19 protein-coding genes are annotated in these 25062 nt (G+C 61.0%); all 19 read left to right on the top strand.

Annotated features, from left to right (window positions below; genetic code table 11):
* Positions 1-56: 56 nt before the first annotated feature.
* The 19 genes from tig to BMZ79_RS16240 all read left to right on the top strand — a co-directional run bounded on the left by tig (position 57) and on the right by BMZ79_RS16240 (position 25059).
* Positions 57-1358, top strand: a complete 1302-nt coding sequence (tig, locus tag BMZ79_RS16330; RefSeq protein WP_090641729.1) for a trigger factor — start codon at positions 57-59, stop codon at positions 1356-1358.
* 215 nt (positions 1359-1573) lie between these two features.
* Positions 1574-2155 carry an ATP-dependent Clp endopeptidase proteolytic subunit ClpP gene (gene clpP / locus BMZ79_RS16325; protein ID WP_090641728.1) on the top strand — a complete coding sequence of 194 codons (582 nt, stop codon included), beginning with the start codon at positions 1574-1576 and terminating at the stop codon, positions 2153-2155.
* A 41-nt stretch (positions 2156-2196) separates the two neighbouring features.
* A complete protein-coding gene (gene clpX, locus BMZ79_RS16320; RefSeq protein WP_090641727.1) occupies positions 2197-3453 on the top strand; it encodes an ATP-dependent protease ATP-binding subunit ClpX in 1257 nt (418 codons plus the stop codon).
* 100 nt (positions 3454-3553) lie between these two features.
* Positions 3554-4675 carry a flavodoxin-dependent (E)-4-hydroxy-3-methylbut-2-enyl-diphosphate synthase gene (ispG, locus tag BMZ79_RS16315; protein WP_090641726.1) on the top strand — a complete coding sequence of 374 codons (1122 nt, stop codon included), beginning with the start codon at positions 3554-3556 and terminating at the stop codon, positions 4673-4675.
* A gap of 143 nt (positions 4676-4818) precedes the next feature.
* Complete coding sequence (gene lonB, locus BMZ79_RS16310; protein ID WP_090641725.1) at positions 4819-6525, top strand: ATP-dependent protease LonB; 1707 nt, start codon at positions 4819-4821, stop codon at positions 6523-6525.
* A gap of 87 nt (positions 6526-6612) precedes the next feature.
* The gene (lon, locus tag BMZ79_RS16305) at positions 6613-8967 is read left to right on the top strand and encodes an endopeptidase La (protein WP_090641724.1); all 2355 of its coding nucleotides are present in this window, start codon (positions 6613-6615) and stop codon (positions 8965-8967) included.
* A gap of 28 nt (positions 8968-8995) precedes the next feature.
* Positions 8996-9625, top strand: coding sequence for a ribosome biogenesis GTP-binding protein YihA/YsxC (yihA, locus tag BMZ79_RS16300; protein WP_090641722.1), 630 nt, complete (start codon positions 8996-8998; stop codon positions 9623-9625).
* A 168-nt stretch (positions 9626-9793) separates the two neighbouring features.
* Positions 9794-10384: a non-ribosomal peptide synthetase module gene (locus BMZ79_RS16295; RefSeq protein WP_090641720.1), complete on the top strand. Its 591-nt coding sequence runs from the start codon at positions 9794-9796 to the stop codon at positions 10382-10384.
* Positions 10385-10719: 335 nt separating this feature from the next.
* On the top strand, positions 10720-11118 hold the full coding sequence (gene speD, locus BMZ79_RS16290; RefSeq protein ID WP_090641719.1) for an adenosylmethionine decarboxylase: 399 nt from the start codon (positions 10720-10722) through the stop codon (positions 11116-11118).
* Between the two features lie 172 nt (positions 11119-11290).
* Positions 11291-12670, top strand: coding sequence for a glutamyl-tRNA reductase (hemA, locus tag BMZ79_RS16285; protein ID WP_090641717.1), 1380 nt, complete (start codon positions 11291-11293; stop codon positions 12668-12670).
* A gap of 33 nt (positions 12671-12703) precedes the next feature.
* The gene (gene ccsA / locus BMZ79_RS16280; protein ID WP_090641715.1) at positions 12704-13522 is read left to right on the top strand and encodes a cytochrome c biogenesis protein CcsA; all 819 of its coding nucleotides are present in this window, start codon (positions 12704-12706) and stop codon (positions 13520-13522) included.
* Positions 13523-13561: 39 nt separating this feature from the next.
* Positions 13562-14230 carry a precorrin-2 dehydrogenase/sirohydrochlorin ferrochelatase family protein gene (locus BMZ79_RS16275; protein ID WP_090641714.1) on the top strand — a complete coding sequence of 223 codons (669 nt, stop codon included), beginning with the start codon at positions 13562-13564 and terminating at the stop codon, positions 14228-14230.
* A gap of 4 nt (positions 14231-14234) precedes the next feature.
* On the top strand, positions 14235-15200 hold the full coding sequence (gene hemC / locus BMZ79_RS16270; RefSeq protein WP_090641712.1) for a hydroxymethylbilane synthase: 966 nt from the start codon (positions 14235-14237) through the stop codon (positions 15198-15200).
* Entirely contained in the window at positions 15197-16759 is a 1563-nt protein-coding gene (gene cobA, locus BMZ79_RS16265) for a uroporphyrinogen-III C-methyltransferase (RefSeq protein ID WP_090641711.1), read from the top strand. Before hemC ends, cobA begins: the two co-directional genes overlap by 4 nt.
* A 21-nt stretch (positions 16760-16780) precedes the next feature.
* Positions 16781-17776, top strand: coding sequence for a porphobilinogen synthase (hemB, locus tag BMZ79_RS16260; protein ID WP_090641709.1), 996 nt, complete (start codon positions 16781-16783; stop codon positions 17774-17776).
* Between the two features lie 63 nt (positions 17777-17839).
* On the top strand, positions 17840-19141 hold the full coding sequence (hemL, locus tag BMZ79_RS16255) for a glutamate-1-semialdehyde 2,1-aminomutase (RefSeq protein WP_177222167.1): 1302 nt from the start codon (positions 17840-17842) through the stop codon (positions 19139-19141).
* A 63-nt stretch (positions 19142-19204) separates the two neighbouring features.
* The gene (locus tag BMZ79_RS16250; protein WP_256252780.1) at positions 19205-20203 is read left to right on the top strand and encodes an RluA family pseudouridine synthase; all 999 of its coding nucleotides are present in this window, start codon (positions 19205-19207) and stop codon (positions 20201-20203) included.
* Between the two features lie 158 nt (positions 20204-20361).
* Positions 20362-21864 carry a LysM peptidoglycan-binding domain-containing protein gene (locus BMZ79_RS16245; RefSeq protein WP_143088971.1) on the top strand — a complete coding sequence of 501 codons (1503 nt, stop codon included), beginning with the start codon at positions 20362-20364 and terminating at the stop codon, positions 21862-21864.
* A gap of 534 nt (positions 21865-22398) precedes the next feature.
* A complete protein-coding gene (locus BMZ79_RS16240) occupies positions 22399-25059 on the top strand; it encodes a valine--tRNA ligase (protein WP_090641706.1) in 2661 nt (886 codons plus the stop codon).
* Positions 25060-25062: the final 3 nt, after the last annotated feature.

Here is a 25062-nt window from a genome sequence, read left to right as displayed (position 1 = left end):
ATTACGGGTAAGATCTGACGCAGAAGCGTTATTTAATTTGGAGGGGAAAGCATAACATGACAGCAACTTGGGAAAAGATAGACAAGAATCTCGTCTCGATCAACGTCGAGGTCGAGGCGGGGCAAGTTAACGAAGCGATCGACAAAGCATTCAAAAAGGTCGTTCAAAAAGTGAATGTTCCCGGCTTCCGCAAAGGCAAAGTGCCGCGCGGCATTTTCGAAGCGCGTTTCGGCATCGAGAGCCTGTACCAAGACGCGATCGACATTCTGCTGCCGGATTCCTATTCGGCGGCCGTGAAAGAGACGGGCATCTTCCCTGTCGACCGTCCGGAAATCGACGTGCAGCAGTTCGCCAAAGGCGAAACGTTCAAGTACACCGCCAAAGTAACCGTCAAGCCCGAAGTCGAGCTCGGCGAATACAAAGGCCTGGAAGTGCCTGCGGCCGAAGCGGAAGTCACGGACGAAGAAGTCGCGGCGGAGCTTAACCGCCTGCAGCAGCGCCATGCCGAGCTGACCGTCCTCGAAGAGGGCGCGGCCGAAAACGGCGACATCGCGGTCATCGATTTCGACGGCTACGTGGACGGCGAAGCTTTCGAAGGCGGCAAGAGCGAGCGCCATTCCCTGGAGCTGGGCTCCGGTTCGTTCATCCCGGGCTTCGAAGAGCAAGTCGTCGGCATGCAGACGGGCGACTTCAAGGACATCGAAGTCACGTTCCCGGAGACTTACCACGCCGAGAACCTCGCGGGCAAGCTTGCGGTCTTCAAAGTGAAAGTGCACGAAATCAAGCGCAAAAACCTGCCGGCCCTGGACGACGAGTTCGCGAAGGACGTCAGCGAGTTCGATACGCTTGACGAGTACAAGGCCGACCTGAAGACGAAGCTGGCCGAGCGCAAAACGAAAGAAAACGAATCCGCGCGCGAAGCGGCCGTCGTGGACAAAGCGGCAGCCGGTGCAACCGTCGAAATTCCGGAAGCGATGATCGAATCCGAGACGACGTTCATGCTGCGCGACTTCGAGAACCGCCTGCGCATGCAGGGCATGAACCTGGAGCTGTACTACCAGTTCTCCGGCCAAGACGAAGCGGCTCTTCGCGGCCAAATGCGCGGCGACGCCGAGAAGCGCGTCCTGAACAACCTGGTGCTGGAGCAAATCGCGAAGAACGAGGGCATCGCGGCGAACGACGAGGATCTGAACGAAGAGCTCGAGAACCTGTCGAAGCAGTACAACCGCCCGGCAGCCGAGCTGCGCGAGATCTTCGAAGCCAACGGCAACCTCGACAACATCAAGGAAGACCTCGTGCTTCGCAAAACGATCAAGTTCCTGCTGGACAACAGCAAGACGGAAACGGTCGTTGCCTAATCGGCATTACAACTGAACCACAATATAAGGATAAGGCACGTTCATACGTGCCTTATTTTATCCTCAGCGCGGCTTTTCGGCGCGCGCGGGAACAGTCACGTACATATGTATTTGCCCGTATCGTATAATGTAGTATTCAGAAAAATGACATTGCATTCGGAACATGTTAGAATAAGAAGTGCTTTACAAGTCGATAACGAAAGAAGGTTGGTCGCATGAATCTGGTACCTATGGTCGTTGAGCAAACGAATCGGGGAGAGCGTTCTTACGATATTTACTCCCGTCTTTTGAAGGATCGGATAATTTTTCTGGGTAGTGCGATCGACGACGACGTAGCCAATGCCGTCATCGCGCAGCTGCTGTTCCTCGCGGCTGACGATCCGGAGAAGGATATTCATCTGTACATTAACTCACCGGGCGGTTCCGTAACTGCAGGAATGGGTATTTACGATACGATGCAGTTTATTAAGCCGGATGTGTCGACGATTTGCGTCGGCCTCGCCGCCAGCATGGGCTCGCTCCTGCTCACGGCCGGCGCCAAAGGCAAGCGCTTCGCGCTGCCGAACAGCGAAGTCATGATTCATCAGCCGCTCGGCGGGGTGCGCGGTCAAGCTTCCGATATCGCCATCCACGCGGACTGGATCTTGAAGACGAAGAAGAAGCTGAACCAGATCTTGGCGGACCGTACGGGCCAGCCGTACGAACGTATCGACCGCGATACGGATCGCGACAATTTCATGAGCGCCGAAGATGCCTTGCAATACGGCCTGATCGATAAAGTCGTTACGTCCCTGTAAGCTTCTCCATACAGTCGAACCAACAAGAAGGGGTGAAATCCATGTTTAAATTCAACGACGAAAAAGGCCAATTGAAATGCTCGTTCTGCGGCAAGTCGCAGGATCAAGTGCGCAAGCTCGTGGCCGGACCGGGCGTTTATATATGCGATGAATGCATCGAACTGTGCACCGAAATCGTCGAGGAAGAACTCGGCCATGAGGAAGAGCTCGATCTGAAGGACATTCCGAAGCCGCGCGACATCCGCAATATTTTGGATTCGTACGTCATCGGTCAGGAGCAGGCGAAAAAATCGCTCTCCGTCGCGGTGTATAACCATTACAAGCGCGTAAATTCGCAGAACAAGCTGGAAGACGTCGAGCTTCAGAAGAGCAACATTTTGCTCGTCGGCCCGACGGGCTCCGGCAAGACGCTGCTCGCGCAGACGATGGCGAAGATCTTGAACGTTCCGTTCGCGATCGCGGACGCCACCTCGCTTACCGAAGCGGGCTACGTGGGCGAGGACGTCGAGAACATCCTGCTGAAGCTCATCCAAGCAGCCGACTACGACGTAGAGAAAGCCGAACGCGGCATTATCTACATCGACGAAATCGATAAAGTGGCGCGCAAATCCGAGAACCCTTCGATCACGCGCGACGTTTCGGGCGAAGGCGTGCAGCAGGCGCTGCTCAAAATCCTCGAAGGCACGGTCGCATCCGTTCCGCCGCAAGGCGGGCGCAAGCATCCGCATCAAGAATTCATTCAGATCGACACGACGAACATCCTGTTCATTTGCGGCGGGGCGTTCGACGGTTTGGAGCAGCTGATCAAACGCCGGATCGGCAAAAAGGTGATCGGGTTCAACGCGTCCGGCGACGGACAGAAGGACCTGAAAGCAGGCGAATACTTGTCGATGGTACTGCCGGAGGACTTGCTGAAATTCGGGCTCATCCCGGAATTCGTCGGCCGTCTGCCGGTTATCTCGACGCTGGAGCCGCTTGACGAAGGCGCGCTTGTCCGCATTCTCTCCGAGCCGAAAAACGCGCTCGTGAAGCAGTATCAAAAGCTGCTCGAGATGGACAACGTAAAGCTGGAGTTCGAGATGGGCGCGCTCGAGGCGATCGCCAAAGAAGCGATCAAACGCAACACCGGCGCCCGCGGCCTGCGCGCGATCATCGAGGGCTTGATGCTCGACGTGATGTACGAAGTGCCGTCGCGCGACGACGTCAGCAACTGCCTGATCACGGAGAAGGTCGTGCAAGACCGGATCATGCCGGAGCTGGTGTCCAAGAAGGGCAAGAAGAAGGAAGAAAGCGCCTGATCCACTAAATAACACTTCAAACGTTTCCACCTCTGCCTGCCGCTGTTTTTGCGCGGTTTGCAGGGGTGGAACTTTGACGTTCATGGGAGAGGTTACCACTATGTATTTGCGCAAGGATACGGTTCCGGTCAAAGTCGGTCCGCTGACGATCGGCGGCAGCGACGAGGTCATCATCCAGAGCATGTGCACGACGAAGACGGCGGACGTCGAAGCGACCGTCGCCGAGATTTTGCGTCTTGAGGAAGCCGGCTGCCAAATCGTCCGCGTCACCGTCAACAACAAGGAAGCGGCCGAAGCGATCAAGGAAATCAAGAAACGGATTCATATCCCGCTCGTCGCGGACATTCATTTCGATTATCGGCTGGCGCTGGCCGCCATCGAGAACGGCGTCGACAAGGTGCGGATCAACCCGGGCAACATCGGCCGTCGCGAGAAAGTCGAGGCGGTCGTAAAGGCGTGCAAGGAAAGGAACATTCCGATCCGGATCGGCGTCAACGCCGGTTCGCTGGAGAACCACCTGCTCGAGAAGTATGGCTACCCGACGCCCGAAGCGATGGTCGAGAGCGCGCTCTTCCATATCGGCATCCTGGAGGAGCTGGATTTCCACGACATCATCGTCTCGCTGAAAGCATCCGACGTGCCGATGGCCATCGCGGCTTACCGCATGGCGGCCGAACAGATCCGTTATCCGCTGCATCTGGGGATTACGGAAGCGGGGACGCTGCATTCCGGCACGATCAAGAGCTCCGCGGGCATCGGCGCGCTGCTTGCCATGGGGATCGGCAATACGGTGCGCATCAGCCTGAGCGCCGATCCGGTCGAGGAAGTGAAGGTCGCGCGCGAGCTGCTGAAGACGTTCGGTCTGATCACGAACGCCGCGACGCTCGTGTCCTGCCCGACCTGCGGGCGCCTCGACATCGACCTCTTCTCGATCGCCAACGAAGTCGAGGACTACATCAGCAAGATCAAAGTGCCGATCAAAGTATCGGTGCTGGGCTGCGCGGTCAACGGTCCGGGCGAAGCGCGCGAAGCCGACATCGGCATCGCGGGCGCGCGCGGCGAAGGCATGCTCTTCCGGTACGGGGAAATGATCCGGAAGGTGCCGGAATCCGAGATGCTGGCCGAGCTGAAGAAGGAAATCGACGAAATCGTCCGCGTCTTCGAAGCGACGGGCGAAATTCCCGGCCGCAAGCATCATCCGGGAGCGCAAGTAGGCGTCTAACCATCAAACTTTAGTGCAATAGCGCGATTATTCCATCCGGCCGGGGGCAATACTGAACAGTATACGCCCTGTAGAGGCCGGATTTTTTAGGTACGGGAAGAACGGCAGAGCTGTCCTTTCTGTAACGGGAGGAGTAAACGCATATGAGTTTAAGTGTGGTTCTGATGTTCATTCAAGTGTTTTTCGCGATCGTGATCGGCTTGTATTTCTGGAACTTGCTGCGCAATCAGAAGACGAATCGGACGGCGGTCGACCGGGAGTCGCGCAAGGAGATGGATAAGCTGCGCAAGCTGCGATCCGTATCGCTGACGAAGCCGTTGTCGGAGAAGACGCGCCCGCAGACGATCAACGACATCGTCGGCCAACGGGACGGCCTGCGCGCGCTGAAGGCCGCGCTGTGCAGCGCCAATCCGCAGCATGTCATCATATACGGGCCTCCGGGCGTCGGCAAGACGGCCGCGGCCCGCGTCGTTCTGGAGGAAGCGAAAAAGAATCCGGCCTCCCCGTTTTTGGCGGACGCCAAGTTTACCGAGATCGACGCGACGACCGCCCGGTTCGACGAGCGCGGCATCGCGGATCCGCTGATCGGCTCCGTGCACGATCCGATTTACCAAGGCGCCGGCGCCATGGGCGTGGCGGGCATTCCGCAGCCGAAGCCGGGCGCCGTGACGAAAGCGCACGGAGGCATGCTGTTTATCGATGAAATCGGCGAATTGCATCCGATTCAGATGAATAAATTGTTAAAAGTACTGGAAGACCGCAAGGTGTTTTTGGAGAGCGCGTACTACAATTCGGAAGACACGAACATTCCGATGTACATTCACGATATTTTTCAGAACGGGCTACCCGCGGACTTTCGGCTGGTCGGCGCCACGACGCGTTCGCCGCAAGAGCTGCCGCCGGCGCTTCGTTCCCGCTGCATGGAGATTTATTTCCGACCGCTCCTGCCGGACGAAATTTCGGAAATCGCGGTCAACGCGCTCAAGAAGATCGGCCTGCCGCCGTCGCAGGAGGCGGTCGACGTCGTGACGCGCTACGCGACGAACGGCCGCGAAGCGGTCAACGTCATCCAGCTTGCCGCCGGCCTGGCGCTGTCGGAGAAGCGGGATTCGATCACGGGGGCGGACGTGGAATGGGTCGTCAACAGCAGCCAAATCCCGCCGCGTCCGGACCGGAAAGTACCGGCTTCGCCGCAGGTCGGTTTCGTGAACGGCCTTGCGGTGTATGGTCCTAATATGGGCACCTTGCTGGAGATCGAGGTCAGCGCGATCGCGGCGCGTCCCGGCAAAGGCGTCTATACCATCACGGGCGTCGTGGACGAGGAGGAGCTCGGAGGCGGCAGCAGCCGGACGCTCCGGCGCAAGAGCATGGCGAAGGGCTCGATCGAGAACGTGCTGACCGTGCTGCGGCGGATGGGCATGAAGCCGGAGAATTACGACCTGCATATCAACTTCCCGGGCGGCACGCCGATCGACGGACCCTCCGCGGGCATCGCGATGGCGACGGCGATCGCCTCCGCGATCAAAGGCGAGCCGATCACCAACAAGCTGGCCATGACCGGCGAGATGGGCATCCACGGCAACGTGAAGCCGGTCGGCGGCGTGCTGGCGAAGGTAGAGGCGGCTTTCCAGGCGGGCGCCGACACCGTCATCATTCCGCGGGAGAACTGGCAGGCGATTTTCGCGGATCTTCAGGGCGTCCGGGTCATCCCGGTCGACCATGTCGAAGAGGTATTCCGTCATGTGTTCGGGGCGGAATACATGGAGACGCCGGCATCGGCGCCGGTCCAATCCGCCGACGTGTTCATCGCGACGGGGCTGCCTTATTTGCAGGCGGATTCCGTAGAGTGATAAAATGGAGAAAGGCTTCAAGATTGAAGCCCGAGGTTTTCGGTCACGATAGGGTGAACGCGAATCGTCAACGACGGAGGTGCTGGAATGGGACCTGCTAAATGGAAAGGTCGTCGATTGCCCCTGCTTCCCTTACGGGGGCTTCTTGTATATCCTAGCATGGTGCTGCATTTGGACGTAGGCCGCGAGAAATCCGTGCGCGCGCTCGACAGGGCCATGCTGGACGATCATATGATCCTGCTTTGTTCCCAATCGGAAGTGAACATCGAAGAACCTTCCCAAGAGGACATTTACCGCGTAGGCACGGTGGCGAGAGTGCGCCAGATGCTGAAGCTGCCGAACGGCACGATCCGGGTGCTGGTGGAAGGGGTCATGCGCGCCGAAATCGTCGATTATTTGCCGAACGACGATTTCTACGAAGTCACGATCCGCGAGCTGCCGGAGTCGGAGTCGACGGACCCCGAGATCGACGCGCTCATGCGCACGGTGCTGACTCAGTTCGAGCATTATATCAACCTGTCCAAGAAAGTGACGCCCGAGACGCTGGCCGCGGTATCGGACATCGACGAGCCCGGCCGGCTCGCGGATGTCATCTCGAGCCATCTGTCGCTCAAGATCAAAGACAAGCAGGACATTCTGGAGACCGTCGACGTGCGCGAACGGCTGGAACGGCTGCTGGATATTTTGAACAACGAGCGCGAAGTGCTGGAGCTGGAACGCAAAATCAGCCAGCGCGTCAAGAAGCAGATGGAGAAGACCCAGAAGGAATACTATCTCCGCGAACAAATGAAAGCCATCCAGAAGGAACTCGGGGAGAAAGAAGGACGAGCCGGCGAAGTCGAGGAGCTCCGCACCCAAATGGCGGAATCCGGCATTCCGGAGAAGGTTCGGGAGAAGGTCGAGAAGGAAATCGACCGGCTGGAGAAAATGCCGTCCACGTCGGCCGAAGGCGGCGTCATCCGCAATTATATCGATTGGTTACTTACCCTTCCTTGGAGCAAGCAGACCGAGGACGACCTGGACGTGAACAAAGCCGAAGAGATTCTGAACGAGGACCATTACGGTCTCGAGAAGCCGAAGGAGCGCGTGCTGGAATATTTGGCGGTCCAGCAGCTGGTCAAGAAGCTGAAAGGCCCGATCCTGTGCCTCGTCGGCCCTCCGGGCGTCGGCAAGACGTCCATGGCGCGGTCGATCGCGAAGTCGCTCGGCCGGCAGTTCGTGCGCATCTCGCTCGGCGGCGTGCGCGATGAAGCGGAAATCCGCGGCCACCGCCGCACGTACGTCGGCGCGATGCCGGGGCGCATCATCCAAGGCATGAAGACGGCGGGTTCGCTCAATCCGGTCTTCCTGCTGGACGAAATCGACAAGATGGCGATGGATTTCCGCGGCGATCCGGCATCCGCGCTGCTCGAGGTGCTGGATCCGGAGCAGAACAACACGTTCAGCGACCACTTCATCGAAGTGCCGTTCGACCTGTCCAAGGTCATGTTCGTTACGACCGCGAACGCCATCCATAACATTCCGCGTCCGCTGCTCGACCGGATGGAAGTGCTCTATATTCCGGGCTACACCGAGCTGGAGAAGCTGCAAATCGCCTCCCGCTACCTGCTGCCGAAGCAGAAGAAGGAGCACGGGCTCGAAGAGGACCAGATGCGGATGGGAGACGCCAGCCTGCTGCAGGTCATCCGCGAGTATACCCGCGAAGCGGGCGTCCGCAACCTGGAGCAGCAGATCGCGGCGATTTGCCGGAAGGCGGCGAGGGCGATCGTATCCGAGGGCGGCGGAGAGCCGATCGACGTCGATTCGGCGAAGGTGAAGGAATGGCTCGGACCCGCGAAGTTCCGTTACGGCACGGCGGAGATCGAGAATCAGGTCGGCGCGGTGACCGGCCTTGCGTGGACGGAAGTCGGCGGCGACACGCTGGTCATCGAGGTGACCGTGCTGCCGGGCAGCGGCAAGCTTACCCTCACGGGCAAGCTGGGCGACGTCATGAAGGAATCGGCGCAGGCCGCCTTCAGCTACACGCGCTCCCGCGCGAACGAGCTCGGCATCGATCCGCAGTTCCACGAGAAGAACGACATTCACATCCATATCCCGGAAGGCGCCATTCCGAAGGACGGACCGTCCGCGGGCATCACGATGGCGACGGCGCTCATCTCGGCGCTCACGAACCGCTACGTGAACAAGGAAGTGGCGATGACCGGCGAGATCACGCTGCGCGGCCGCGTCCTGCCGATCGGCGGCCTGAAGGAAAAATCCCTCGCCGCGCATCGCGCGGGCATCAAGAAGGTGCTGCTGCCGAAGGACAACGAGCGCGATCTCCGCGACATTCCGGACAGCATCAAAGCCGATATGGAATTCGTGCCGGTCGGGACGATGGACGAAGTGTTGTCCCATGCCTTGACGGGCCTGGAAGCGCAGGCGCCGGTCGAGACGCATTAGCAAGCAAGAGAAAGCAGGTTATTCATTCGTGAAAATATCGAACGTGGAATTCGTCATCAGCGCCGTAAGGCCGAATCAATACCCCGACGACGCCTTGCCGGAGTTCGCTCTGGCAGGGCGCTCCAATGTCGGCAAGTCGTCGCTCATCAACCGCATGATCAACCGCAAGGGCTTGGCGCGCACGAGCTCGCAGCCGGGCAAGACCCAGCAGCTGAATTATTATCGCGTCAACGACCGCGTGTATCTGGTCGATTTTCCCGGGTACGGCTATGCGAAGGTATCCAAGGTGCAGCGTCAGCAGTTCGGCGAGATGATCGAGACGTACTTAAGCGAGCGGGAGCCGCTCAAGATGGTGCTGCACATCATCGATATCCGGCACGCGCCGTCGAAGGACGACGTCCTGATGTACGATTGGCTGAAGCATTACGACATCCCGGTTTGCGTCGTCACGACGAAAGCGGACAAGATTCCGAAGAGCCAGTGGCCGAAGCACGTCAAGATCGTCAAGGAGGCGCTCGGCTTCCGTCCGACGGACCGCCACGTGCTGTTCTCGTCCGAGACGGGACTCGGCCGCGAAGAGCTGTGGGCCGTCATGGAAGGGATGATCGCGGAAAGCGGGGAAGAAGCGGCAGAAACCGAAGAAGTTTCGATCGAATAACGAGGATTACGCATAAAAGCGCGGACTCATTGTAAAATCTCCTTCATTTTTCTGAAATATGCGAGAATATCGCGGCTGGGCGGCAGGAATAAAAGACCTCGATCGGTTATAATATACCTAAGTAGTGGATTTACAAATGCGTTACTTTAAAGAATTGAGGAGATTTTTATGGCTCAGCGGATAGCCACCGAGTATGTGAGTGCTTCTCTGCAATTAACGGCTGAAGAGATGGCGGGATTTGTCCGGTTTTTCGAAGACCAGCATGTCAAGCATCAAGTGCGGGTATTGGATAACGGCAATCACGAGATGGTTCTCGAGGACGACGCAGGACGAGAAGAGGTCCGCTTAACTTTCGAGCGTCAGCAAGACCGGTTTGTCAGCTTGCTTTCCTGCCGCATCATGCATCCCAAATTGACGAATGCCATGCGCAAGGCCGTAGCGGCGTTCCGAGGCGATGCGATCGTCAACCGCATTTATCCGACCTATACGATGACCTATCACTACGTGCAAGGCAATGTTCGCAAAATTGTTGAACACAAAAACAATGAAGCGAGAGTGATCTTTGAGTTCAAGGACACGATCGGCCAGCTTGAAGCGGCGTTTCGGGTCATGGTCATCGAACATGAAATCGAGGTTGTGCAAGGCGCGATCGACCAGCTGTTGGATCTGCGCAATCAATGCAGCGATCGTGCGCAAATCGCCCTTATCGACGAGCGTTTGACTTCTTATACCAGGCAGCTGTTCATGATGGAAGCGTGAACGGCGAGCCTGAACCACACCGGGAAAGCCGCAGCGATTGCGGCTTTTTTTTGTTCTTTCGGGCGGGTTGGACGAACACAGAATCGAGGCGCGCGACATACGTTTATAATTGGAGTTCGCGTCACGTCCATCGTTCGGTTTTCGCCCAAAAAAAACTGTTGCATTTCTCGGCGATAGATGGTATTTTTATTTTCGTTGCAATGAACTATTAGGAACCAGGATTCACTCAGGACATGGTAATGTTGCGAGAGGAAAGTCCCTCGGGCAGTGAATGACGTAGGTCCTAGCGGATGAAATTACTAAACATTTTATTCCTAGGAAGGGGGAACCGAAAGATGGAATACTCAACTTTCGGAAGACACGTTGCGGTTGATACTTGGGGCGTAGATTTTGACCTGCTGAACAACTCGGAGTTTTTACAAGCCCAAATGGTAGAGGCGGCCGAAGCATGCGGCGCTACCGTATTGTCCGTGCAAGCCAAACAATTTGAGCCACAAGGCGCAACGGTGCTCGTACTGCTGTCTGAAAGTCATCTTTCCATTCACACGTATCCTGAGAGAGGGTTCGCCGCTCTTGACTGTTATACCTGTGGAGAAACGGTTGATCCGCAGCTCGCGATCGACTACATGATGTCCGTGTTGAAACCGAAAGTCATGCATGCGAAGAAGCTGGTTCGCGGCATGGGCGAATTGCAAGTCATGGAAGCCGACATGAAGCAAGCGGAGCTTGTGTAACGTTTACAATGATGAAAAAACGCAAGGCTGCGGATGCGCTCCGCAGCCTTTTTGTATGCCTTGAAACCGGCTGATGCTATTTCAAACAATTTTCATAATTGCAGGGGTACGGCTTGTCGAACTGTGCTATACTAAGTGATGGAAATCAAGAAAGAAGGGCAGGTGAACGCACATGCACATTATCGTAGTCGGACTTAATTATCGGACGGCTCCAGTCGAGGTGAGGGAACGGTTTACGTTCGCGGAACGGGACCTGCCCGAAGCTTTGAAACAGCTGCAGCAGACCAAGAGCATCATGGAATGTGTCATCGTCGCGACCTGTAACCGTACGGAACTATACGCCGTCGTAGATCGTCCGCATCTGTGCGGCCACTATATTCGCAGCTTTATGGAGAAATGGTTCGGCACGCCGAGACAGCAGTTCACCTCGGATTTATATATGTACGAAGACGAACGCGCGATCGAGCATCTGTTCCGCGTAACCTGCGGGTTGGATTCCATGGTCATCGGAGAGACCCAGATTCTGGGCCAAGTGAAGAGCGCCTTCCTGCTGGCGCAGGAGCAGAAGACGACGGGAACCCTGTTCAATTCGATCTTCAAGCAAGCGGTGACGCTGGCGAAGAAGGCGCACTCGGACACGGCGATCGGCGAAGCGGCCGTCTCGGTCAGCTACGCGGCGGTCGAGCTCGGCAAGCGGATCTTCGGGCAGTTCGGCGGCAAGACGGTGATGATCGTCGGCGCGGGCAAGATGAGCGAGCTGACGGCCAAGCATCTGTACGCGAGCGGGGCGCAGCGCGTCTTCGTCGTGAACCGCACGTACGACCGGGCGGTTCAGCTCGCGGACAAATTCAACGGCACGCCGCTGAATATGGAGGATGCCGTCGCGCGTCTGCACGAGACGGACATCGTCATCAGCTCCACGGGCTCCGAGGGTTTCGTGCTGAAGCGCGAGCAGGTCGAGTTGGCGATGCGCAGACGGAAGTCGCGCCCGCTGTTCATGATCGACATCGCGGTTCCGCGGGACTTGGATCCCGCGATCGCCGCCGTCGAGAACGTCTTCCTGTACGATATCGACGACCTGGAAGGGATCGTCGAGAGCAACCTGGAGCAGCGCCGTCAGGAAGCCGCCAAGATCGAAACGCTGATCGCGGCCGAGATCGAGGCGTTTCGCCAATGGTACAAGACGCTCGGCGTCGCGCCGCTCATTCAGGCGCTGCAGACGAAAGCGTCGGCGATCCATGCCGAAACGATGGACAGCCTCGCGAACAAGCTTCCGGATCTCAGCGACCGCGAGCTCAAAATCATTCAAAAGCTGACGAAGAGCATCGTGAACCAAATGATGCACGATCCGATCCTGCGCATCAAGGAAATGGCCGGCGAGAAACAGGCCGATCAAGCGATGGACATGTTCGTGAAATTATTCGCGCTCGAAGAGGAAGTCGAGCGGGCCGAGCGCAAGGGCGAGACCGCGAAAGCGTCCGTCCGTTCGGAAGCGGCGCAAGCCAAAGAATCCATGGCCAAGCTGGGCACGGGTCCGGTACCGGCATTTTGACCTCATTCAGCCTGGCGGTTTGCGGAGGCGGCTATGGTTACACATAATTGGTTCTATGATGGTATACTTTATGTTTACGCCCTGAGCCTCCTGTTTTACTTCTCGGATTTCGTCGATCGAAACCGGCAAGCGAAACAAGCGGGAACAGGGCTGCTTATTTTCGTCTGGGTGCTGCAGACGGGATTTCTCGTCTATCGCATCATATCCCATCTGGATATGACGCTCTTGACGCTATTTGAATATTTGCTGATTTTTTCATGGCTGCTCGTCACGGTATCGCTCGCGATGAGCCGGTTTTTCCGAATGGAATTCATCGTCTTCTTCGTTAACGTCATCGGTTTCGCGGTCCTTACGCTGAATTTGTTCCGGATCGGGTCGGGGACTTCGCTGGCCCGGTGGGAGCTGGCCCACGACATGCTGATCGTGCATATCGTGCTGATGATTCTCGCGTATACGGCCTTCACGTTCAGCGCGATCTTCTCCGGCATGTACCTGTTTCTCTTCGCCCGGCTGAAAGGCAAACAGTGGACCAAGCGGATGCAGCGGCTGCCCAGCCTGGACGTGGCGGACCGGTTCATGTTCCGCGTGTCCTTGATCGGGACGCCGCTTCTGATGCTGTCGCTGTCGATCGCGGTGACGTCCATTCTGGTCGAGGGGCGTTACGGACTGCTCGTCGACTGGAAGGTGCTGACGTCCTTCATCGCGCTCGGCCTGTATATCTGGAACGTGATGAAGCATCAATGGTTCGACGGGACGGGCTGGAAGTTCGCGCGGTTCAATCTGATCAGCTACGCGGTGCTGCTCCTGAACGTATTCATCAATCAGGCGTCCAATTTTCACGGCTGGTCGTAGTTCGGCCGCGGCGGCGATAATGCGGGGGAGGCGACGACGATGGCGGCGTACTATCCGATGATGATGAATCTGACCGGCCGGCGATGCGTCGTGGTCGGCGGAGGTCCCGTGGCCGAACGGAAAACGCTCGGCCTGCTGGATGGCGGCGCCGGCGAACTGATCGTGGTGGCACCCCGGGTGACGGCCAAGCTCGAGGAGCTGGCCGTTTCCGGGTCTATTGCGCTGGAACGAAGGGAATATATGGAGAGTGACGCGGATGGCGCGTTTCTGCTCTTCGCGGCCACGGACGACCGGCTGCTGAACGGCCGGGTCGCGGCCGACGCGGCGCGCTTCGGCGCGCTCGTCAATACGGCGGATGCCGGCGGCGAAGGAGACTTCGCGACCCCGGCGGCCGTTCGGCGGGGCGAGCTGGTGATCGCCGTGACGACGGGCGGCGCGAGCCCCGGGCTCGCGGCGCTGCTGAAGCGCCGGCTTGCCGGGCAGTACGGGCCGGCGTTCGAAGCGCGCGTCGGCCGCCTGCGCGAGCTGCGGCTGCTGGCGCAGGCCGGAATCGCGGACGCGGAGCTGCGGTCGGCCGTGCTGCGGCTCGCGGCCGAACAAACGATGCGCGAGGCGGAAAGCCATTCCGCGGACGGGGAAGCGAACGACGGGGAAACGATCGAACAATGGATGAGCAGGCTGCGGGATGCGGCCGAGAGGGGACGGTAGGACAATGGCATATATCGTAGACGGACGCCGGGTAATCGTCGTCGGCACGCGGCAAAGCGCGCTCGCGCTGACCCAGACGGGGCAAGTCATCGACCAATTGAAAGCTCTGTGCGCGGAGCACGGGCTGCCGTACGCGTTTGAAATCCGTAAAATCGTAACGAAGGGCGACCGGATCCTCGACGTGACGCTGTCCAAGGTGGGCGGCAAAGGGTTGTTCGTGAAGGAAATCGAGCAGGCGCTGTTCGACGGCGAGATCGATCTGGCCGTACATAGCATGAAGGACATGCCGTACGAGCTGCCGGTAGGTTTGGTGAACGGCGCGGTGCCCAAGCGCGTCGATCCGCGCGACTGCCTGATCACCGGCGGCGGCGCGGCATTCGAGGAGCTGCCGGCGGGCGCGAAGGTCGGCACGAGCAGCCTGCGGCGCTCCAGCCAGCTGCTGCATGCGCGGCCCGACTTGGTCATCGAGTCCGTTCGCGGCAATATCGACTCCCGCATCAAGAAGCTCGAGACGGAAGGCTTCGACGCCATCGTGCTGGCCGCGGCCGGCATGCGGCGAATGGGCTGGGAAGGCAAAATATCGTCCTTCCTGTCCGAGGAGCTGTGCGTGCCGGCCGTCGGCCAAGGCGCGCTCGGCATCGAGTGCCGCGAGGACGACGCCGACGTGCGCGGACTGCTGGCGCTGCTGAACGACGAAGAGACGGCCTTGACCGTCGCCGCGGAGCGCAGCTTCCTCGGCGAGTTGAACGGCGGCTGCCAAATTCCGATCGGCGCGCATGCCAAGTTGGTTCAGTCCGGCGGCAAGGGCGCGCCGGTGCTGGAGCTGACGGGCATCGTCGGCTCGCCGGACGGCAGCGTGCTGCTGAAGGAGACGGTTCGCGGGGAAGATCCCGCCGCGCTCGGCGTGGAAGCCGCGAATCGATTGAAAGCCAAAGGAGCGGACCGCATACTGGCGGATGTGAGGGGATGATCGATTTGCTGACGGGGAAAGGCAAAGGAAAGGTCTACCTGGTGGGAGCGGGTCCCGGCGACCCGAAGCTGATTACGGTTCGCGGCTTGGAATGCATCAAGTCGTGCGACGTGATCGTGTATGACCGGCTCGCGAGTCCGCGGCTGCTTCGCCATCTGAAGCCGGACGCGGAGAAGGTGTACGTGGGCAAGCTGCCCGACCGCCATACGATGAAGCAGGAGGACATCAACCGGCTGCTCGTCGATCTGGCGTTGGAAGGCAAAGTCGTCACCCGTCTGAAGGGCGGCGATCCGACGATCTTCGGCCGCGTCGGCGAGGAAGCGGAGCTGCTCCGGAAGCATGACGTCGAGTTCGAGATCGTGCCGGGCATCACGTCCGCGATCGCCGTGCCGGCGTACGCGGGCATTCCGGTGACGCACCGCGACTTGGCCTCGTCCGTGTCGATCGTGACGGGACACGAAAGTCCCGACAAGCTCGACCATTCCATCCATTGGGACAAGGTGACGCACGCCACCGGCACGCTCGTCTTCCTGATGGGCGTCGCCAAGATCGGGTACATCGCCGAGCAGTTGATCAAGCACGGCAAGCCGGCCGATACGCCCGTCGCGCTCGTCCGCTGGGGCACGCGCGTCGAACAGCGGACCGTGACCGGGACGCTCGAGACGATCGAGGCGGTCGTGAAGGCGGCGGACTTCAAGCCGCCGGCGGTCATCGTCGTCGGCGACGTCGTGCTGCAGCGCGAGAAGCTGAACTGGTACGAGCGCAAGCCGTTATTCGGCACGCGCGTGCTCGTGACGCGGGCGCGCGCGCAGAGCAGCGAGCTGAGCGACCGCATCGAGGAGCTCGGGGGCGAACCGTGCGAATTTCCCGTCATCGAGACGAGACGGCCTGCGGACCCTTCGGCGTTCGCCGCGGTCGAAGCCGCGCTCGGCGAAGCCGAGCAGTACGACTGGCTTATGTTTACGAGCGTGAACGGCGTCGACTACTTCTTCGATTGGCTGAAGTCGCTGTCGATCGACATCAGGCGGTTTCATCGCGCGCGCGTCGCGGCGGTCGGGCCGAAGACGGCGGAGGCGCTCGAGCGGCGCGGCCTGCTCGTCGACGCGCTGCCGGTGAAGTTCCAGGCCGACGACCTGCTCGCCAGCCTGGAGGAGCGGCTGCGGCCGGGACAGCGCGTGCTGCTCCCGCGCGGCGATCTGGCCCGCGAGGTGCTGCCCCGCGAGCTGAGAGCCAAAGGACTGCACCCCGTCGAAATCGACGTTTACGAGACGATCATCGCGCAGGACCAGGACGAGGAAGCGCTGGAGCACCTGCGCAGCGGCAACGTGCACGTCGTGACGTTCGCGAGCTCCTCCACGGTGACGAACCTGCTGGAGGTGCTGCGGCGGATGGGCGTCGAACGGCCGCTGGAGCTGCTGAAGGGCGTCGACATCGCCTGCATCGGCCCGGTCACGGCCCGAACCGCGGCCAACGCCGGCTTAACCGTTACGATACAACCCGAAGACGCGACGATCGACGGGCTCATCGCGGCCATCGCGGAGTCCCGCCTCGCGCGCTAAGATATAGGAGGCGTTTGAACCATGGCTTTTCCGATTACCAGACATCGCCGGCTGCGGAGAACCGCGGCCATGCGCAGCATCGTCCGCGAGACGCATCTCACCGTCGACGATTTCATCTATCCGCTCTTCGTGACCCACGGCGAGAACGTGAAAACCGAGATTTCCTCGATGCCCGGCGTATATCAGCTCTCGATCGATCTGCTGAAGGCCGAAATCGACGCCGTCGCGGCGTCCGGCATCCAAGCGGTGCTGCTGTTCGGCTTGCCGGCGACCAAGGACGCGATCGGCACGTCGGCGTACGAAGACGACGGCATCGTGCAGCAGGCGACGCGCGCGATCAAAGAATGGGCGCCGAACCTGCTCGTCGTCGCGGACACGTGCTTGTGCGAATTCACGGATCACGGCCACTGCGGCATGATCCATCATGATCCCCGCACCGGCAACGCCGAGGTCGACAACGACGCTTCGCTCGAGCTGCTCGTCAAGACGGCGGTATCGCAAGCGAAAGCGGGCGCGGACATTATCGCGCCGTCGAACATGATGGACGGCTTCGTCGGCGCGATCCGCGATGGACTGGACGCGGCGGGCTTCGAAATGGTGCCGATCATGTCCTACTCCGTGAAATACGCGTCGGCGTACTACGGACCATTCCGCGAAGCCGCGCAATCCGCGCCGCAATTCGGCGACCGCAAGTCGTACCAGATGGATCCCGCGAACGTCCGCGAGGCGCTGCGCGAAGCGGAATCCGACGTGCTCGAAGGCGCGGACATGCTGATGGTCAAGCCGGCGCTGGCGTACATGGACGTCATCCGCCTGATGAAGGAGCAGTACGACCTGCCGCTCGTGGCGTATAACGTCAGCGCGGAGTATTCGATGGTCAAAGCGGCGGCGGCGAACGGCTGGATCGACGAACGCGCGATCGTGCTGGAGACGCTGACGGGCATGAAGCGCGCCGGCGCGGATCTGATCATTACTTACCATGCGCTCGACGCCGCGCGCTGGCTGAAAGGCGAATAGGCCGGCAGGCGGCGGAACGGCCGCACGGCAGGCGACAATTTTCGAGACAGGCAGGTGTCTATCATGATCGATAAAAACCGCAAACGGTCCGACGAGCGGTCCAAGGCCGCGTTCGCGCAAGCGAAGACGGTCATCCCGGGCGGCGTCAATTCCCCGGTCCGCGCGTTCAAATCCGTCGGCCTCACGCCCGTCTACATGGAGCGCGGGGAAGGGTACCGGGTATTCGACATCGACGGCAACAGTTATATCGACTACGTGGGATCCTGGGGGCCGCTCATTATGGGCCATGCCCACCCGGCGGTCATCGAAGCGGTGAAGGCGACGGCGGAGAAAGGAACGAGCTTCGGCGCGCCGACGGAATTGGAGACGCGCATGGCGGAGCTCGTCTGCGAGCGCGTGCCGTCCGTCGAGGTGGTGCGGATGGTCAACTCCGGCACGGAAGCGACCATGAGCGCGCTGCGGCTTGCGCGCGGCTATACGAAGCGCAGCAAGATTTTGAAATTCGAAGGTTCGTACCACGGCCATGCCGACAGCCTGCTGATCAAGGCGGGCTCCGGCGTCGCGACGCTGGGGCTGCCGGACAGCCCGGGCGTGCCGGAGAGCGTCGCCTCCCATACGGTCACGGTGCCGTATAACGACCTGGAGTCCGTCAAGTTCGCGTTCGAGCGGTTCGGCGAGGAGATCGCCTGCGTCATCGTCGAGCCCGTCGCCGGGAACATGGGCGTCGTGCCGCCGCTGCCGGGCTTTCTGGAAGGACTGCGCGACGTGACGGCGCAGTACGGCAGCCTGCTCATTTTCGACGAAGTCATGACCGGCTTCCGCGTGCATTATCATTGCGCCCAAGGCTTGTACGGCATTACGCCGGACCTGACCTGCCTCGGCAAAGTCATCGGCGGCGGCCTCCCCGTCGGCGCGTACGGCGGCAAGCGCGAAATCATGGAAATGATGGCGCCGAGCGGTCCGATCTACCAGGCGGGCACGCTGTCCGGCAACCCCCTCGCGATGGCGGCCGGCTACACGACGCTCAGGCTGCTGACGCCGGAGACGTACGAACGGCTGGAGCGGATGGCCGTCCGCCTGCAGCTGGGCTTCGAGGCGAACGCCGAGCGGCACGGCGTCGCGAGCACGATCAACCGCGTGGGTTCGATGGTGTGCCCGTTCTTCACGGAGACGCACGTCATCAACTACGAGACGGCCAAAACCGCCGATTTGGAACGGTTCAAGGCGTATTTCGGCGCCATGCTCGATCTGGGCGTGAGCATCGCGCCGTCGCAGTTCGAAGGCATGTTCGTCTCGGGCGTCCACGACGAAGCGGCGATCGACGCGACGATCGAGGCGCACGACGATGCGTTTCGCAGGCTGTAACGAATTCGAGCATCAGACAAGACAGCATAACCGAACTTAACGGGAGAAGGAGCGTGACCGATTTTGGATCACCCCGCACTGCCTTACGAACGGAACGGAGAATGGCTGGCGCTGTCCGCGGCGCGGCTATCCGCGTTCGCGAAAGCCGCAGGCGGCGCCGTTTCTCCGATCGAAGCCGGGAGCCATCCGCATCATGTGCGGCAATGGCTGCTGGCTCTTGGTTTATTTCCGGAGAAATGGCTCGGCCGCTTGTTCTCCGTCGGCGGCATCCGCATGGACGGCGACCGCATCCTGCTGCGGACGTTCTTGCCCGGCGACCCGGCGCGGGACGCGGCGTTCCGCTTGGCGCAGGAGACGCCGCCGGATGCCGCGGCTGCTCCGGGCCGGCCGGCTTCGGACGCCGCTCGCGCGCTGTATGCCGACGATTGGTGCCTCGTCATGGACAAGCCCGCCGGCATGCCGGTGCACGCGTCCGCGCCGGGTCAGCGGGGCACGCTCGACGAAGCGGCCGTCCGCGCGGGATGGACGGCCGGCGAGCTGCAGCCGGCGAAGCATATTCACCGGCTGGACGACGACACGGCCGGCCCGGTGCTGTACGCGCGCAACGAGCTGGCGCAGCTGCGGCTGGACGCGGCGATGCGCGGCAAGGCGATCGGCCGGCAGTACGCCGCCATCGTGCACGGCGTGCCGAAGCGCCGGAGCGGCACCGTGGACGCGCCGATCGGCAAGGACCGCCACCAGCCGTCCAGGCGCCGCGTCGCGCCCGGCGGCGACCAGGCGGTGACGCATTACGAGACGCTGGAGGTCTACAGGGACGCCGCGCTCGTCCGGCTGTGGCTGGAGACGGGCCGGACGCATCAAATCCGCGTCCATATGAGCCATCTCGGCCACCCGCTCGTCGGCGACGCGCTGTACGGCGGGCGCGACGCCAAGCTGCGGCATCAGGCGCTGCGCGGGGAGGAGCTCCGCTTCGCGCATCCGTGGACCGGCGAAGCCGTCGCGCTGACGTCCCCGGAGCCGCCGTGGTTCGCCGAAGCGCGCCGCCGATTGGCTTCCCTGTGAAAATCGTAGTCATGCCTGCCCACCTCCGGCCATATAGATAAATAGGCAAGAACCATTCGAAATATAAGCAAAGCGTAAGGAAACTTAGGCTTTCTTGTATTTGCAGTGCAGAAAGCTGCAGCCTAGCTTGTGTAGGAGGGGAAAGGAGGACGACTAGCGTGCCAAGCCAGTCAAACGGTTTGCGATTCGATATTTACGAACGGGTACATCTGCCCGACGAAGTGGCGGCGATCGACGAGCTGGACGAAATCGAGCTCGTGCCCCGCATCGGCATCGTGCAGCAAGAGGAGCAGGTATTACTGAAGGGGCATTTGCTGCTGACGGGGGTGTACCGGTCGGAGGAACAGCCGCTGTCGGAACAATCGCTGGAGCACTGGATCCCGGTCGAAATCACGCTGCCGTTGAACCGCATTCACCGTCTGGACGACATCTCCGTCGAAATCGATAATTTCGACGTGGACGTGTTGTCCACGCGGACGCTCAACATTACGGGCGTGCTGTCGTTGTTCGGCATCGAAATCGAGCAGTCGAACCCGCAGGGGGAATGGCAGCGGGAAGAACCGTATACGGTCGTGCACAGCCGCGAGGAAGAAGAAATTCCATTCACGTCGTCGCCGTTCTTCGCGCAGCAGCCGCAGTTTTGGCAGCCGGAGCCGCGGCGCGAAGCGGCGGAGGACGAGGCGCTTCGTTACGCGTCGTTCCAGTCCGATGCGGAGGAAGCCCGGGAAGCGCTGGCGCGCGCGGCGATCGCGAGGGAGCAGGAACTGCTCGAGGCCGCTCGCCTAGAAGAAGCTCGTCAGGAAGAAGCCCGCCAGGAAGAAGCGCGCCAGGAAGAAGCCCGTCAGGAAGAAGCGCGCCAGGAAGAAGCGCGCCAAGAGGCGGCCCGTCAGGAGGCCGCGCAGCTTGAAGCGGCTCGCGAGGAGACTGCCCGTCAAGAGGAAGCGCGTCAGGAGGCGGCCCGCCGGGAGGCCGAGCAGTTCGAAGCCGTCCGCAGGGAAGCCGCGCTGCAGGAAGCCGCCCGCCAAGAGGCGGAACGCCAGGAAGCCGCCGAAGAAGCCGAACGCGCCGAAGCATTCCAGCCGGAGGAGGCGGAAGAACCGGCCGAAGCCGCCGCGCCTCCGTCATGGCAGTCGCCTTCGGTTGCGGAAGCGTCCGTACCGGCGGAAGAGCCGGCCGTCCTCGTTCAAGCCGAAGCCGAACCGGCGATTCGCCAGCCTGCCCCGGCGGCCGCGTCGGATCCGTTCGGGGAAGTATCCGTGCCGGAGGCCGAGGCGGAGCCGAAGCCGCTGCGCGTCGCGTTCTCCGGCAAGCCCGCGGAGGAGGAGGCGGCCCAGCAGGGCGCCGGCAACGTCAGCTTCCGGTCGCTGCTGCAGTCCAGCCGGCGCGAGCAGGAGGCGAAGGCGGCCGCGGAACAGCACGCGGAGCGCGAAGCCGCGCAAAGCCGCAAATCCTCGGGCGACGAGATCGAGTGGAAGAACCTGTTCTTCGGCCGCCCGAACGACGATAACGCGTTCCGCAAGGTGCGCATCTGCATCGTCCAGCGCGAGGAGACGCTCGACGTCATCGCCGGGCGGTACCAGCTGCAGCCCCGGGAGCTGGCCCTGTACAATCGGCTGAGCGACCAGAGCGTCAGCGAAGGGCAAGTCCTGTATATTCCATAACCGCGCATTCGCGCGAAGCCCGCCGGGAAAGCCTCTACGAGGTTTTCCCGGCGGGCTCTTTGGCGTATAGGGCACCGTCTCCAACTTTTTCCAATATTTGGGCCGGGGGATTGCCCGGCCGGGATTGACGTTTTCCAAGAAAAACGTGTATGATAGAAAAAATAGGGCAATAATTGAGATAAATGAAACGACATGGATGGGGAAGAGTGGCAGGAAGTCCTTCAGAGAGCGGAACCGCTTGCGCTGCGAGGTTCCGCAGGAACGAGACTGCAACGGGTCGCCCCGGAGTCGCCGGAACGAAGCGAAGCGATTCGTCTAGTTGCGGCCGGCCGCAGCCGTTATCTGCAACGAGTTGTCGAACCGGCGCCTGGCGCCGCTTCGGAACAAAGGTGGTACCGCGGAAGCCAAAACCTTTCGTCCTTTGCTATAAGGGCGGAAGGTTTATTTTTTTGTCTCTTGGATGGGCGATCGCGACCGGCGGCGCGGCACGCGCCGAACCCGGACGAGGACATAACGATGGAGGTAGGATTTGACATGTCGCAAAAATTGACGATGACCGAAATGCCGACGACCTATGACCCGAAGGCCGCGGAAACCAAATGGTACCCGTACTGGATGGATGGCAAGTATTTTGAAGCGGGCAAACGCCCGGACGCGAAGCCGTACACGATCGTGATTCCGCCGCCGAACGTCACCGGCATGCTGCACATCGGGCACGCGCTCGATTTCACGCTGCAGGATATTCTGATCCGCACCAAGCGGATGCAGGGCTACGACGCGCTCTGGCTGCCGGGCACGGACCATGCCGGCATCGCCACGCAGACGAAGGTCGAGCAGAAGCTGCGCGAGGAAGGGCAGTCGCGCTACGACCTGGGCCGCGAGAAGTTTCTCGAGAAGGTTTGGGAGTGGAAGGACAGCTACGCCGCGACGATTCACGAGCAGTGGGCGAAGATGGGCTTCTCGCTGGACTATTCGCGCGAGCGCTTCACGCTCGACGAAGGCCTCTCCCGCGCCGTTCGCGAAGTGTTCGTCCGGCTTTACGAGAAGGGCCTGATCTACCGCGGCAAAAAAATCATCAACTGGGATCCGGCGGCCCGCACGGCGCTCTCGGACATCGAAGTCGAGCATAAAGAAGTGAACGGGCATCTGTACCATTTGCAGTACCCGCTGAAGAACGGTTCCGGCCATATCACCGTCGCGACGACGCGTCCGGAGACGATGCTCGGCGATACGGCGGTCGCGGTTCATCCCGAAGACGAGCGCTATAAGCATCTGATCGGCGAGCTGATCGTGCTGCCGGTCATCGGCCGCGAAATTCCGATCATCGCCGACGAGTACGTCGAGAAGGAGTTCGGCTCCGGCGCGGTCAAAATCACCCCGGCGCACGACCCGAACGACTTCGAGGTCGGCCTGCGCCATCAGCTGCCGCAAATCGTCGTCATGGACGAAAGCGGCACGATGAACGCGGAAGCCGGCCCGTACAACGGCCTCGACCGCGCGGAATGCCGCAAGCGGATCGTCGCCGACCTGCAGGCGAGCGGCGTCTGCGTCAAAATCGAGGACCACGTGCACCAGGTCGGCCACAGCGAGCGCAGCGGCGCCGTCGTCGAGCCGTACTTGTCGACGCAATGGTTCGTCGACATGAAGCCGCTGGCCGAATCGGCGATCGAAGCGCAGCGCGGCGGCAAGGGCGTCAACTTCGTGCCGGAGCGGTTCGAACGCACGTATTTGCAGTGGATCGAGAACGTGCGCGACTGGTGCATTTCCCGCCAGCTCTGGTGGGGCCACCGCATCCCGGCCTGGTACTGCGACGCCTGCGGCGCGATGCACGTCGCCCTCGAGGATCAGTCGGCCTGCTCCGCGTGCGGCAGCGAAGCGCTCCGCCAGGACGAGGACGTGCTGGACACGTGGTTCAGCTCGGCGCTGTGGCCGTTCTCCACGCTCGGCTGGCCGGACCAAACGGAAGACCTGAAACGGTTCTACCCGACGGACGTGCTCGTGACGGGCTACGACATCATTTACTTCTGGGTCGCGCGGATGATCTTCACGGCGCTCGAGTTCACGGGCGAAATTCCGTTCAAGGACGTCCTCATGCACGGCCTCGTCCGCGACGAGAACGGGAAGAAAATGTCCAAATCGCTCGGCAACGGCGTCGATCCGCTCGAGGTCATCGAGAAATACGGCGCCGACGCGATGCGGTACATGATTTCGACGAGCAGCACGCCGGGCCTTGACCTGCGCTTCCGGTGGGAGCGGGTCGAGCAGGCGCGCAATTTCGCCAACAAGATTTGGAACGCGTCGCGCTTCGCGCTCATGAACCTGGAGGGCATCTCGGCGGCGGACATCGACATCGACGTGAAGCTCGGCACGGCCGACCGCTGGATCCTTCACCGCCTGAACGCGACGGTCGCCGACGCGACCCGCCTGATCGACGCCTACGATTTCGGCGAGACGGGCCGCGTGCTGTACAACTTCATCTGGGATGACTTGTGCGACTGGTACATCGAATTCGCGAAGCTGAGCCTGTACGGCCAAGACGCGGAAGCGAAGCGCGCGACGCAATCCGTGCTCGCTTACGTGCTTGACCGCACGCAGCGGCTCATTCATCCGTTCATGCCGTTCATCAGCGAAGAAATTTGGCAGCATCTGCCGCACGAAGGCGAGACGATCGCGCTCGCGCCGTGGCCGACGCACGACGCCGCGCTCGAGGCGCCGGACGCCGTCGCCGAAATGGAGCTGCTCATGGACCTGATCCGCGTCGTGCGCAACATCCGCGCCGAAGTGAACGTGCCGATGAGCAAGAAGATCGAGCTGCAAATCAAGCCGTCGAGCCCGGCGGAAGCGGGCATCCTCGCCCGCAACGAAGAGTTCGTCGTCCGTTTCTGCGGCACGTCCAAGCTGGAGATCAGCCTCGAGCTGGCGGCGCCCGACAAGGCGATGACGGCGATCGTGACGGGAGCGGAGCTGTATTTGCCGCTGGCCGGCCTGATCGACATCGAGCAGGAGATCGTCCGGCTGGAGAAGGAAATCCAGCACTTGGACGGCGAAGTGTCGCGCGTCGAGAAGAAGCTCGCGAACGCCGGCTTCGTGGCGAAGGCTCCGGCGAAAGTCATCGAGGAAGAACAGGCGAAAATGGCCGACTATGCCGATAAGCGCGACAAAGTGAAGGCGCGCATCGCGGAATTGAGAGGTTGATCG

Source organism: Paenibacillus sp. UNC496MF (genome assembly GCF_900113915.1).
GTDB lineage: Bacteria > Bacillota > Bacilli > Paenibacillales > Paenibacillaceae > Paenibacillus_Z > Paenibacillus_Z artemisiicola.
The sequence above is the reverse complement of the archived record's forward strand: the minus strand, read 5'-3'. Positions and strand labels throughout refer to the sequence as shown.